Source organism: Bacillus salipaludis, from assembly GCF_004358205.1.
Genome location: NZ_SMYO01000006.1, coordinates 303,345 through 316,857, shown reverse-complemented (window position 1 = coordinate 316,857; position 13,513 = coordinate 303,345). Strand labels below are relative to the sequence as shown.

The 13,513-nt window shown below is 35.8% G+C and carries 13 protein-coding genes; all 13 read right to left on the bottom strand.

Translation table 11 applies throughout. From position 1 onward, the window contains the following. Positions 1-30: 30 nt before the first annotated feature. The 13 genes from E2K98_RS14695 to E2K98_RS14635 all read right to left on the bottom strand — a co-directional run bounded on the left by E2K98_RS14695 (position 31) and on the right by E2K98_RS14635 (position 13,144). Complete coding sequence (locus tag E2K98_RS14695; protein WP_133335314.1) at positions 31-279, bottom strand: biotin/lipoyl-containing protein; 249 nt, start codon at positions 277-279, stop codon at positions 31-33. A 5-nt stretch (positions 280-284) separates the two neighbouring features. Then, a complete protein-coding gene (locus E2K98_RS14690; RefSeq protein ID WP_133335312.1) occupies positions 285-1,277 on the bottom strand; it encodes a 5-oxoprolinase subunit C family protein in 993 nt (330 codons plus the stop codon). Further along, the gene (locus E2K98_RS14685; RefSeq protein WP_133335310.1) at positions 1,270-2,163 is read right to left on the bottom strand and encodes a 5-oxoprolinase subunit B family protein; all 894 of its coding nucleotides are present in this window, start codon (positions 2,161-2,163) and stop codon (positions 1,270-1,272) included. The genes E2K98_RS14690 and E2K98_RS14685 overlap by 8 nt, the downstream gene beginning before the upstream one ends. Positions 2,164-2,230: 67 nt before the next feature. After that, positions 2,231-3,541 carry a (Fe-S)-binding protein gene (locus E2K98_RS14680; protein WP_133335308.1) on the bottom strand — a complete coding sequence of 437 codons (1,311 nt, stop codon included), beginning with the start codon at positions 3,539-3,541 and terminating at the stop codon, positions 2,231-2,233. A gap of 1 nt (position 3,542) precedes the next feature. Beyond that, positions 3,543-4,952, bottom strand: coding sequence for an FAD-binding oxidoreductase (locus tag E2K98_RS14675; RefSeq protein WP_407921211.1), 1,410 nt, complete (start codon positions 4,950-4,952; stop codon positions 3,543-3,545). Between the two features lie 146 nt (positions 4,953-5,098). Next, positions 5,099-6,439 carry an aminotransferase family protein gene (locus E2K98_RS14670; protein ID WP_133335306.1) on the bottom strand — a complete coding sequence of 447 codons (1,341 nt, stop codon included), beginning with the start codon at positions 6,437-6,439 and terminating at the stop codon, positions 5,099-5,101. Positions 6,440-6,596: 157 nt separating this feature from the next. Then, positions 6,597-6,791 (bottom strand): hypothetical protein, encoded by a 195-nt coding sequence (locus tag E2K98_RS14665; protein ID WP_133335304.1) that lies wholly within the window; start codon positions 6,789-6,791, stop codon positions 6,597-6,599. 38 nt (positions 6,792-6,829) lie between these two features. Further along, positions 6,830-8,509: a hydantoinase B/oxoprolinase family protein gene (locus E2K98_RS14660; protein ID WP_133335302.1), complete on the bottom strand. Its 1,680-nt coding sequence runs from the start codon at positions 8,507-8,509 to the stop codon at positions 6,830-6,832. Between the two features lie 6 nt (positions 8,510-8,515). Further along, the gene (locus tag E2K98_RS14655) at positions 8,516-10,552 is read right to left on the bottom strand and encodes a hydantoinase/oxoprolinase family protein (protein WP_133335300.1); all 2,037 of its coding nucleotides are present in this window, start codon (positions 10,550-10,552) and stop codon (positions 8,516-8,518) included. A gap of 101 nt (positions 10,553-10,653) precedes the next feature. Next, complete coding sequence (locus E2K98_RS14650) at positions 10,654-10,893, bottom strand: hypothetical protein (RefSeq protein ID WP_133335298.1); 240 nt, start codon at positions 10,891-10,893, stop codon at positions 10,654-10,656. Between the two features lie 16 nt (positions 10,894-10,909). Continuing rightward, positions 10,910-11,917 carry a DMT family transporter gene (locus tag E2K98_RS14645; protein ID WP_133335296.1) on the bottom strand — a complete coding sequence of 336 codons (1,008 nt, stop codon included), beginning with the start codon at positions 11,915-11,917 and terminating at the stop codon, positions 10,910-10,912. After that, positions 11,899-12,243 carry a hypothetical protein gene (locus E2K98_RS14640; protein ID WP_133335294.1) on the bottom strand — a complete coding sequence of 115 codons (345 nt, stop codon included), beginning with the start codon at positions 12,241-12,243 and terminating at the stop codon, positions 11,899-11,901. Before E2K98_RS14640 ends, E2K98_RS14645 begins: the two co-directional genes overlap by 19 nt. Positions 12,244-12,442: 199 nt before the next feature. After that, positions 12,443-13,144 carry a FadR/GntR family transcriptional regulator gene (locus E2K98_RS14635; protein ID WP_235824811.1) on the bottom strand — a complete coding sequence of 234 codons (702 nt, stop codon included), beginning with the start codon at positions 13,142-13,144 and terminating at the stop codon, positions 12,443-12,445. Positions 13,145-13,513: the final 369 nt, after the last annotated feature.

Sequence of the window (13,513 nt, the reverse complement as noted above, 5' to 3'; positions counted from 1 at the left end):
CAACCTTTCCTCATTGTGAATTACTTGTTCTTAAACGATCTTTATAGAGCCTATTTCCTGACCTGCATCTACAATATCCCCGCTATTTACGGTAAAACCTTCAAACACTCCATCTTGTTCACTATTAAGTTCATAATAAGTTTTCATTACTTCAATGAGAGCGATAGTATCTCCACTTTTAACAATATCCCCAACCTTAACATATTGTTCCTTCTCTGGACTTGGCTGTAAATAAATGATTCCTGGTAGTGGAGCATTAATAGATTCATATTTTGACATATTTCTTATACCCCCATATATATATTTTCATATATAAATTCTTTTACTCTTGCTAACTTTTCCTTGTCTTCTTTACGAGACTTCAATGCTTCTTCTAGTGTGACTGAAACAAATTTCACCTTTTCATTCGTTTTAATTTGTCCCATTTTGCTTAAGTCTGTACTGATTATTGTTCCAATAGTAGCGTAACCTCCGCCTGTTACAGCGTCATTTAAAAGTGCTATCGGTTCAATGCCTGCCGGAACTTGAATTGAACCTATTGGATATCCCAAATCAGTCACATTAGAGGGATCACTACCCGCACCAAATGGCTGTTTTCTTGGTTCAAATTCAAGTTTCTTTCCTCTAAAACGATAGCCCATTCTATTCGCATCTGGGGTTACAGTCCATTCTGTATCGAAAAATGATTTGCTGCTTTCTCGTGTTAATCGATAATTACAAAGACCAGGAACTGTTCTAATATTATGGATATCATCAAAATTCAATTGAAAATTTGAAGGGATCGTTATAGACGTTTTTACCTCATTTTCTACCATATCTCCTATTTTTAGAACATCCCCTTCTTTTAATGAGCGGCCTTTGTAGCCCCCAATCCCACAAGTTGTATACGTTGAGCGGCTTCCCATTATAATGGGGACATCTATGCCACCACGAACTGCAATATACGTTCGTGCCCCTTTTTTTATAAAACCGAATGATAAGATATCCCCCGATTTAACGGCGATCGCCTGCCACATAGGAATGTTTTCGCCATTTAATTTAGGGACTATTTCTGCACCGGTTATTGAAATAATGGTTTCCTGTGAAAATTCAAGCTCCGGTCCTATATAAGTGCACTCTAATGCAGCTGCATTTCGACCATTTCCTACAAGCATATTGGCAATACTATAGGAATATTTATCCATTGCACCAGAGGGAGGCATGCCAATGGCATAGTACCCAATTCTGCCTAAATCCTGAATAGTGGTTTCGATTCCAGATTTTCGTACATTAATCATTCTTTAAAACCCCCCTTACTCGTTTAGCAAATTCCTCAGGATTTTCTATAATTTCTTTAAGACTATAAGAAATTTCTTTCATGTTATATTTAAAGGTTCCTGATTCTACCTCACTTCTTATTTCCTTATATTCGTCCATCGTGACATTCCTAAATTGCATGATGTCGTTCTGTCTAAAAAATACCATAGAGTCCTTAAAGTCTGACAATTTCTGTTCAGTGTCAAGAATCTCTGGTGCAACTATTCCTAATAACTGATATCCCCCAGCGCCGTCTACTGGATAAATGGATCCGAAAGCACCTCCAAAGCCAATTGCTCTTGCTGGTGTAAATGTACGGGGAGTGACATACTTAGGTACTTCTATTTGTTTTTTTCTATCGACTAATTGAAAATAGAATGGTAGACTTGGTACGAACCCAAGCATTGATACGATGAAGGGGTAACTTACGAAGTGGTCAATAAATTTTTCCTTACTGTCAAATCCATTAATTCTAGCTGCATATTCTAAATCCGTGGCATTTGGATCTTGGTGGTTTTTTCTAAATTTCATTAAAGCTTCATGTGTCCACGGGTCGTCAAATAATGCGGGTATCTCGATTAATCGGGAATTAATCTTTATATTATCTGTACCATCCATATTTCTTTCAATCTCTTTCAGTTCCCTAATTAAATCGTCTGGATGAATCATATCGGGGTCAATCCTGATCATATATGAGGCATTTCCAGGACAAATATCAATAATACCCGGCAGCTGCTTTTTCTCTAAGTTTTGTGTGATGACAAGGACTTTAAATAAAGCTTCTAAACTCATTTCCTCTGATAATTCTACAAATACAAACTCATCTCCGCCGTACTCATATCGAGTGGTGGCTTTTAATGTACTCATTTCATCACCTCATATTAATTTTAGCTTAATAAAATCTGAGCATTATAAGCGGGAATTAAATAGAGAACTAAATCTTGCTGATTCCATATACTTCAGCTAAATATTCGATTAGATGCAAAGCTCGCATAGATTGTGAGAATCCTTCCCGTTCAATCCCGATTTTCATCTGCAGTAAACATCCTGGATTAGTTGTAATAATTGTTGTTGCTTCTGTAGCTTTTGTATGTTTCATTTTTTCATCAAGAATTTGCATGGAAGCTTCATAATTAACAATATTATATATACCTGCAGATCCACAGCACGAATCGGCCTGTTCCATCTCAATAAAGTTTATTCCAGGTATAGCCTTTATTAATTCTATTGGTTCATTTTTTACTTTTTGAACATTGATCATATGGCAGGAAGGTTGATATGTAATCCGTTCATTATTTCGGAAGGCTGATTTTGGCAATCCTCCACAGGCAAAAATGATCTGGCTTATATCCCTTGATTTATTCGAAAAATTACTCGCTCTTTCTGCCCACTCATGATCATCTTCCAGCAAATGTCCATATTCATAAAGCATTGCACCACAACCACCTGCATTATTTACAATAAAATCTGCATTTATTTGTTCAAACGCAGAAATATTTTCTTTTGCCAAACGACGTGCCTCATATATGTCCCCAGCATGAGCATGGAGTGCCCCACAGCATGTTTGGTTTTGAACAACAATGACATTACATCCAACTTCTGAAAGAAGTTTAATAGATAATTGGTTAATTCGATGAAACATGGCATCCATAACACACCCAACAAAAAATGCCACCGTATATTTAGCTTCCTTTTTCGTGCTTATTCCTTTCGATAAATTTCTACGTTCTTTAGGTGGAACAGACTCGGGGATCACTGATTCAAATGTTCCCATTTTATTTGGAATCACTTTCTTTATCCCAGAAAACCTTACTGCCTTTTGTAATTTGGTTTTTTCGTATAACCAAAAAGTATGACCTGTTAGATTCATAATCTTCCTGCTCGGGACAACTTTTCTAAGGATTACCTTTTGTAACAACCTCTTAAGTACAAATGGAGATTTGCGCTTTTCAAGTGCAAATCGTACAGATTCTAAGATGGAACCGTATTCGACTCCCGTTGGACAAGCAGATTCACACGCACGACACCCCAAACATAAATCGAAAGATTCTTCGAGGACCGACAATTCTGAAATTCTTCCTTCGCCAACCATTTTCACTAAATTAATCCGTCCTCTTGGTGAATGTGTTTCCTTTTTAAAAGTGGTATATGTGGGACACACAGGTATGCAATAACCACATTGAACACATTTATTGGTTTTATCGTATTTTAGCTCTTCCCTTAATTGTTTGAGAGTTAAATCCAACTTAAATCAACTCCAATTTTTGACCTGGGTAAGGGAAAATTTTACCAGGGTTCATTATGTTATTTGGGTCCCAAACTTCTTTAATGCGTTTCATCATTTCAAGACCAATGGTACCAAGTTCCATTTCCATAAAGGGGGCCTTCATGGTTCCAATACCATGTTCACCCGACAATGTACCGCCAAGCTCTATTGCAGCAATGAATATTTCCTCGATCGCTTGTTCAACACGTTTCATTTCTTCTAAATTTGTTTTATCACAAATAATATTTGGATGTAGGTTTCCATCACCTGCATGACCAAATACAACGAGATGAATATTATATTTATCACGTATTTTTTGTAGCCTTTCACACATTTCGGGAATTTTACTTCGAGGGACAGTTGCATCCTCGGAGATTTTCGTTGGTTTAATCCGGGCAATAGCAGGTGATACGAGTTTACGTGCTTTCCAAAGGTCTGCCTCCTCAGATTTATGATTTGGAATCCTGATTTCTCTTGCACCTATAGTTTTGCATATATTAAATATCTTTTTCGCATCATCTTCCAAGGAGAGAGGATGTCCATCTAGTTCTATTAAGATGAGTGCAGCTACGTCCGTTGGCAAGCCAATTGGCTGGAAATTCTCCACAGCTTTTATTGAAGCCTGATCCATTAACTCCATTTTTGAGGGCAAAATACCGGAAGAAAGTATTTTTGAGATTGCCCTGCCAGCATCAACTAAGCTCTCAAAAATTGCCATTACAGTTTTTGTAGCTTGGGGTTTTGGAATGAGACGAAAAACAGCTTTAGTTATGATTCCCAGTGTGCCTTCAGAGCCTACAATCAATTTCGTCAAATCATACCCTGTGACATTCTTAACTGTCCTCCCACCAGTTCTAATAATTTCTCCTTCAGGAGTAATTACTTCCAAACCAATCACATAATCTTTTGTAACCCCGTACTTCAATCCTCTTGGTCCACCGGAATTTTCGGATAAGTTCCCGCCAATTGTTGAAACATGGGCACTACTGGGGTCAGGTGGATACATTAAACCTCGTTGTTCAGCTGCCTTATGGATTTTGTAGGTTAATACTCCTGGTGACACAATTGCAACCAAATCCTCTTCATGGATTTCAAGCAAATCATTCATTACAGATAAATCTATACTCATTCCTCCATTTACAGGGAGGGGACCCCCACTTAAGCTCGTTGCTTGACCACGAGGATAGATTGGAATCTTTTCCTTATTAGCAAATTTTACGAGAGTGGCTAATTCTTCTACGCTTTTGGTTTGAATAACAACATCCGGCAGATAGTTTCCAAATGAGCCATCAAATGAATAACTAAACCGGTCACTTAAGTTTGTAAGAACTCTTCCTGTTCTTATAATGTTTTTTATTTTTTCAATGTGCCCAGCTGTTATTACTTTCAAAATACTCTATCCCCCTTTACTATAAATACAATACCTTTGAAGAAGACTCGTGAAGCTTAGAATAATATTTTATGTAAAATTAATTTTTTCAACTCCCCCCAAAAAAGGGGAGAGTTAAAATAGCAAAGTGTGGTAAGTCTTGTAAATTATATAAGTTCTTTTTTATAATTATTCTGTTTAACAGTAGAAATAGAATCAGATATAATTTCAACCATTTCTTGGATTTCTTCTTTTTTGATAATTAAAGGAGGAGAAAATACAAGCGTATCTTGACCTTCAAAAGTAACGGACCTAACAATTAATCCTCTCTTTGCAGCTTCATTCACAACCAAAGGTGCTAGGGGTTTTTCAAACCTTTGGTTTGATTTCCGATCTTTTACTAATTCAACGGCCCCTAAAAGACCTAATCCTCTTACCTCTCCAACAATATCCTGTGTATGTTGCAACCATTTGAATCCTTTTAACATTTCTTCGCCCATTAGCCTGGCATTTTCAATTAAATTTTCTTCTTCAATAACTTGAATATTTCTTAGTGCCACAGCACATGCGGTTGGATGTCCACTGTAAGTATACCCATGTAGAAAAGTATCTACAGAGAGATTAATAAGTTCTTCATGGATCCTTTTACTTATCACTACGCCACCTAATTGAGAATATCCACTTGTAATCCCTTTTGCAAAAGACATAATGTCAGGATTCACATCAAAATGTTCCATTCCAAAGTATTTCCCTGTTCTTCCAAAACCAGTGATAACCTCATCTGCAATAAAAAGAATTCCATATTTATCACAAATTTTTCTACATTCTTTTATATACTCAATGGAAGGTATATGTACACCTCCAGCCCCTTGAACTGGTTCAGTAATAAATGCAGCAATCGTTTCCGGTCCCTCTTTTTCAATCAAATCTACAAGAGCATCGATTGATTGGTCATCAACATGGCAAAAGTCTGGAGAAAAAATATTTGAAAAATCCCGGAATGGTTTTAACCCTGTAGTATTTGTAGCTCCCATTGCTAAACCGTGGTAGGATTTTTTTCTAGAAATAATCTTCTTCCGTTCTTTTTCACCTTTCAATATCCAATAATGTCTTACGAGTTTAATAGCTGTATCATTTGATTCCGATCCACCTGAGGTGAAAAAGGTTGTGTTTAAGTCTCCAGGGGTTATTTGAGAAATTTTTTCAGCTAATTTAATAACTGGCTCGTTGCTAAATGTATTAAAACAGGAGCTATAGGCTAACTTTGACATTTGGTCAGCAGCGGCTTCTACTATTTCCTTTCTACCGTGTCCTATATTCACATTCCAAAGTGATGACATTCCATCCAAAACCTTATTTCCATTAATGTCATAAAGATAAATTCCTTTTCCCTCTGTGAAAATGTAGGCTGGTCCATTTTCTTGTTGTTGTTTTATTGAGGATGTGGGATGCAGAAAGTGCTTCTTATCTAAATCAGCCAACTCTTGAACTTTATTTTTTATAACCATGATTTCAATACATCCTTTCGAACTTAAATTTATTTCGATTGGTATTACTGGTAGTACCAATAAAAGCAAAAATACAACATTATTATTTTATCGACTCTTATACGGCCTTTCATTTTTATATGAAAGGCCGATCTTAGCCACAAGTTTAAGAAAATATTTAGATTAAAACTTTTCTTGCCTGTTTCTTTTTCTCCATCCTTACTTTTTCCCAATCGACACACCAATCAGAACAAAATAAGGATGGCACTCCATGGATATTTAATTGCTCAATTCTATTCCCGTAAACTAGCTTTCCACAAACAGAACATTTTTCATATTTTTCTACATAGTATCCATTACTTGAGAATTTCATTAGCTCATCTCCCTAAAAAATCTATGGCTTTGCAAACTTTAATAGATTGATAAGGCAGCTTCCTTGGAAACAAAACCATCCTTAATATCTTCTTCCAGTTTGTTTCTATCTCTTTCACAAGGATTTCCGTATCCTCCACCACCAGGTGTTATGATTTTCACCCTGTCTCCCTTATTCACTTTAATATTAGAAAATTTACTAGAAGAAACCTTACCAAATGTTTCTCTTACATCTTTCCATTCGCTTTCACCATTCTTCATCACAAGTGTTGCACCTAATCCGCCTTCTTGACCGCCAAAAAGTCCAAATGGTGCAATTTCATGGCGATCAGTCATTTGACTTACTGTTATTTCTTTTGCCAAACACCTTAACACCTTTTCTGCACCTAACCCACCACGATATTGTCCAGGTCCGCCAGAATCTTGATTCAAATTAAAGGATTCTATTAGCCATGGAAATCTCGTTTCAAAAACTTCTGTTGGAGTAGTACGGCAATTTCCGTTTATAGAGTCGACCATATTATTTCCGTCAGCATATGGCCGCGCGCCCCAACCTACTCCTTCAAGATCATAGCAAACATAGTATTCGTCGTAATCATCGTGATAACCGCCAAATACAAAGTTTAGATGGGTACCACCTTCACATGCCATGACCTTCTCTGGAACCGCTTTAGAGAAAGCACCTATAATAGCTAATGCAATTCTGGGATGTGTTTCTGTATTTCCCCCTACTTCCGGTGCAGGGAAATCAACATTTACTACCGTACCTGGAGGAGCTACAACTTTAATAGGTCTAAAACATCCGGAATTCTTCGGAATCTCAGGGTCTGTGATATGCAATAAAGCATTATAGGCTGCAGAAACAGCAACCCCATAAGTTGCATTAATCGGACCACGTGCTTGTGGAGAAGTACCCTCGTAATCTACGATCACTTCTTCATCTTCCACATATACATTTGCTTTAATTGTGAAAATCTTATCTTCAATTCCATCATTTTCTACATAATCTTCAAAATCATAATATCCATTTGGAATTTCTCTTAACTCAGCACGCATGCGACGTTCCGAGTAATCCAATAAATCATTAACAGTTTGTGTAAAAACTTCTTTTCCATATTTATTAATGAGATCAGTTAATCTTGATTCCCCTAAATTTGCAGCACTGATTAAAGCTCTCAAATCGCCATAATTGTGTCTTGGTGTTCTAACATTGGCCAGCATAATTTTCCATACGGCTTCATTGTCTTTTCCTTCGCTAATGATTTTGACAGGAGGTAATCGAAGACCTTCTTGAAATACTTCCGTTGCTTCTCCAGCAAATCCCCCTGGAACAATTCCACCAATTTCTGCTATATGTCCAATCGCGACTGCATATCCCACGACTTCCCCTTCGATAAAGATCGGCTTAAATACGGTATGTTCTGGAATATGTAATCCACCTCTGTATGGGTCATTATGAAGAATAACATCTCCAGGTTTCATTTCAGAAACAGGGATTTCATTAATACAGTTATCAATTAACGCAGGCATACCACCAATCATTGCTGGACAGAAATCGGCAACTGCTATTAATTCTCCTTTTGTATTTGCAAGTCCACACGTAAAATCCAATGCTTCATTAAAAATGGTAGAGTAAGAGGTTTTCATGAGAGTAATTCCCATCTCACGGCAAATTGAGATCATAGCAGAATTAATAATATTCATTTTTACAAAATCCATATACTATCACCCTTCCATCTTAATATGAAGATTTCCAAAGTCATCGACTACTACGATATGATCAGGTCTAATGACTGTGGAAGATGCACTTTCTTCTATAACTGCCGGACCCGTAATTCTATGACCAGCTAATAGAGTGTCTCGATCATAAATTGCTGTTGTTAATAAGTCATCATCAAATCTAACTAAACGCTCTTCTTTTGGAATTGCAATTTCACCATTTGCTTTTTTAATATTTTTTAGTTTTGCTTTCTCAGGCTTACTGATCACTGTAACTTTGTAGTTAACGATTTCCATGATTTCACCGTCAATTTTAAAACCAAATCGATCATTGTGCATGTCATGGAAGGTGTTCCAAATATGGTTTACATTTCTCTCATTTATTTCATCATAAGCAAAAGGAACATCTAATTCATAATTCTGGCCTAAATATCTCATTTCAATTGAGGTAATGATTTCAAGATTATCTTTGTATCCCTGAGAAACTAAGTCGTTTATACCAGTTTCTTTTAATTCCTGGAAGACTTGGTTCGCTCGTTCAATATCAAAAAACTTAGAAGTCATTTGGACAGTTCGTTGTAAATCTACTCGAGCATCACATTGGACAAAGCCAAATGCAGAGAATTGGCCAGGATAAACTGGAACGATACAAGTTGGAATTCCGGCAATGTCAATGATATCACTTGCATGAACAGGTCCCGCTCCTCCAAAACTAAGCATTGTGAAATCACGTGGGTCATACCCTTGTTCAATTAAAACCATTCTTAATGCCCCAACCATGTTATTATTTGCAATCTTCAAAATGGACAGTGCTGTATCTTCAACGGACATTCCTATTTGGTCACCCAGCTTTTCCATAGCCTGATATGCAGATTCATAATCCAGTTTCATTTTTCCACCTAGGAAATTTTGAGGATTTAAACGTCCTAAAACTAAATTGGCATCCGTTACAGTAGGAATCTCACCACCATTGCCATAACACACTGGCCCTGGATTTGCACCAGCACTCTCTGGCCCAACATTTAACATTCCACCTTTATCAATCCAAGCAATACTTCCACCCCCCGCACCAATTGTACGGATATCAATCATTGGTACTTGAATAGGAATTCCCCATTCAATTTCAAAATTTGTGGTGAATTTTTCTTCTCCGTTTACGATTACGGCTACATCTGTACTAGTTCCGCCCATATCAAGTGTTACAAGATTATCAATTCCACATTGTTTTGCAATTGATTTTCCAGCTACAACTCCACCAGTTGGGCCAGAAACGGCAGTGTTAATTGGTGCCTGATCAGTAGCATCAAGGGTCATAATTCCACCATTCGATTTCATGATTCCAACATTCTTTGTGATGGTCATTTGTTCAAATTTTTCTTCTAATGTTTTTACATAGTTTGAAACAATTGGTTTAATATAAGCATCTGCAATAACCGTACTTCCTCTTTCATATTCCTTCCATTTTGGAAGAACTTCATAGGAAATTGAAACTGGAATTTCTGGTAGGTATTTTTCAAAGAGAGATTTTAATTGTTGTTCGTGTGTGGGATTTACATAGGAGTAAAGGGTGTTAATTGCAATAGCATCAATATTTCCTCTATTTCTTATTTCTTCTACAATTTGTTTTACTTCTTCCTCAATTATTTCCTGTAATACTTCGCCTTTATGAGTTAGTCGCTCAGTAATTTCAAAGCAATTTCTCCTTTTTACCAGTGGTTCTGGTTTAATCCAACTCATATCATAGTGTTTTTTTCTGTTAGCTCGTTGGATAAATGGGACATCTTTAAAACCCTTAGTTGTAATAAATGCTACATTTCCACCTTTTCTTTCTAAAATTGCATTTGTCGCAATCGTTGTACCATGGCGTATTTGGTCTACACTTGATAGGTCATCAAAATTATTTAATCCAGTCAATAAACCATTAATGGGTTGCTTTGGAGTAGATAAATTTTTCCATACCTCTACTTCTTGCGTTTCTGTATTAAAAGATACAAAATCGGTAAATGTCCCTCCCATGTCAATACCACAAATATATTTACCCATACTTTTTCCTCCTTATAGAGTTCGCAATATTAGGAATAATAAAAATTTAATTGTTACAAATATTATATTAATTTTCAATATTTAAACTATTAAATTCGATATCAATGTTTCCGATACTTCTTATCAAAGATTAATGCTACATAAACCAACAATACTAGTGCTGCAGAAGTTGCGACCCAACGCAAACCATCTTTTGCAGTACCTAATGGTTCCCACCATCCGTTTACGATAATAATGATAAATGGAATGATAAATACCATTGAACTAGCAATGACACCACGAATTAAGTAATTGGCTTCTTTTTCAGAGACCTCTAAATATTCATTTTTAATATCATCCAATTGACATTTCTCCTTTTTAATTTCTTAACTTATTTATCGCAGTTGAAGGCCGAAGCAACATAACGCAAATACCTGCGAACATGATTAGAGTACCAATTAATAATGAAGTGCTCCAATTTCCACCATAAACAGTCATTGAAAGTAGTGTGGTCCATACAAACCCAGTACTTGCCAATAATCCTCCACCAACAGTACCTGCTGTATTAATTCCAATATAAAGAGAAACAATCATATAGATTCCCCAAGCACCACCGGTTACAGCCGCATAAGCCCACCAAATAGGTTCTTGAAACATCACACTAGCAATATCAGTAAATTTAGGCATGATTGTAAAATTAAGAATTATTAATCCTACTAATGCCCAACCAGCTCTCCAAAACAACGTACTTTCTTCTGGAATCATGTCTGAACCTGCAGCAATTGCAAAATTCTCTAATCCATACATTATTGCAGAAAGAAGTCCCAAACCAGCACCAATCAACACGACTGTACCCGAAACACCTTTTGGAGCTGCAATACTCATTCCACCAGAAGCAACCCAAATTCCAGCTACAATGAAGAGAACTCCAACAATTGTCCATTTCTGTAGTATTTTTTCACGATAGACTAGCGATGTAATGACAGCTCCCCAAAATCCAAACAATGCTGCTAAAGGTCCAGCAATTGCTCCACCCACTATGGCAGAAGCTGAAAAGAATAGGAAATCGCCAATCATACCGGTCATAGCTGTAAAAACACCATACCACGAAATTTTTGCTTTAAATATTCGAAAATTATCTTTTGCGCTACCAACTATGAAAGAGTAGATAAAAATTGCAAGAAGACCAAACATATATTCAAAAAATTGGAATGCCATTGAACCAGTTGGGAATGCTTTATTAAATGGAGCTAAGGCACCTGCTGATCCTGCAAAACCAAATGCTAACCCAAGCATAGGTGCACCAAGTGCGGCATAAACCATTCCTACACGAACTTTTCGCGATTCTTGTAATAATTTAATTTTTTCTAAAGACTCGGCCCCCATGCAGTATCCCTCCCAATATTTTCAGTAACATTTTCTTTTCTCAAACCTAACTCTTCAATTATTTTGTGAGGTGTAAGTTGGTACTTAACAAACTCCTTATGTCTTTCTTGTAATCTATATTTTCTTAAAATAGAGTTATTATGAATTACCACCTCTACTTCATCTGTCCAACTTTTATTTGATAATTCAAGTAATATTGAGCGAATTTTACTAAGTGATCGTATATTGTAATGTTCCTTTAATGCCTGGTAAATTTCATATTCCCATATCCCATTATCCGAAAAATACAAAATTGAATATATTGAATACTTTAAAGGTGGTTTCATTTTTTCACTCCTACCTATAATTTCATAATGTGATCGAGCCAGTTTGCACATAAAAGTGCCGTAACAACAGCAAATACGATACTAACTGTAGCAGGAATTCCAGGGTGAAAAATTGGCAACTTCTTATCCATTCATTACAACCCCCTTTTCACATTTTTGTAGATCTAAGAGTTCTTCATCACCTCCTTCAAGTAGTTGTTCATATTAATTTTTCAATCTTTAATAAATTTATTTCTTCACCAAATAAATCCATATGTTCCTTCATGATTAGAACTGCTTGATCTACATTTCTTGCCTCAATTGATTCCAGTAACTTCCAATGATGGTCTTGAGCTTTATCCATCACATTAATAAAATTGCTTGTAAAATGAGTTACTAAAAAGGCAGATTGTTCCGTCATATCAAAAAAAGAATTAACCAAAACAGAAAATATTGGATTTCCAGTTGACATAGCAAGAGCTTTATGAAATTTAAAATCCCATTCTAAAAATCTACTGATACTTACATCTCCATCCATTTTTTCACAAATTTTTTTTAGTTCTTTGATATTTTCTTTATTAGCCTTTTTAACTGCCAACCTAATAACTGAAAGCTCAAGTTCATTACGTACTTCTTGTATGTCTTCCATAGAAGAGTCATATTTATCTACGACTCTTTTCAAAGTTTCAGTAACCATTGCATCATTGATCTTTGTAATATAGGCCCCCTTTCCTGGCTTTATCGTTATTAGCCCTTTTTCTCTAAGAATTGTAAGTGCCTGCCTAATAACATTTCTGCTAACATTATAGGATTGTGTCAATTCTCTCTCCGAAGGGAGTTTTTCTCCTTCTTCATAAGTACCAGCACCTATTTTATTCTCTATTTCTTGCGCCACTTCAAAATAAAGTAAATTTTCAATCATATCATATCACCTATTTTTATTTATTGGTTATACTGGTATTACCAGTATAACCATAACATGTAGGCTTTTTGATAAATACTGGTCATACTGGTATTACCAGCATGAGCATATTATGAAAGCCCTTTCGAAAAATGATTTTATTTTTTGATTTATCTGAATTTTTATATTATTAAATTTACATTAGCAAAATGTTATTGTCAATATTTTTTCGAGGATTCCCTTGCTATTTATTATTATATATTTTGACAATTTTAGCGTTTAATAATATTTATGTATCTTAACAAAAACAATTTTTGTATTTGATAAAAATATGTTTGATAAAAAAACCTCTTTCCGTCAAAAACGAAAAGAGGTTTTTACTAATTATTA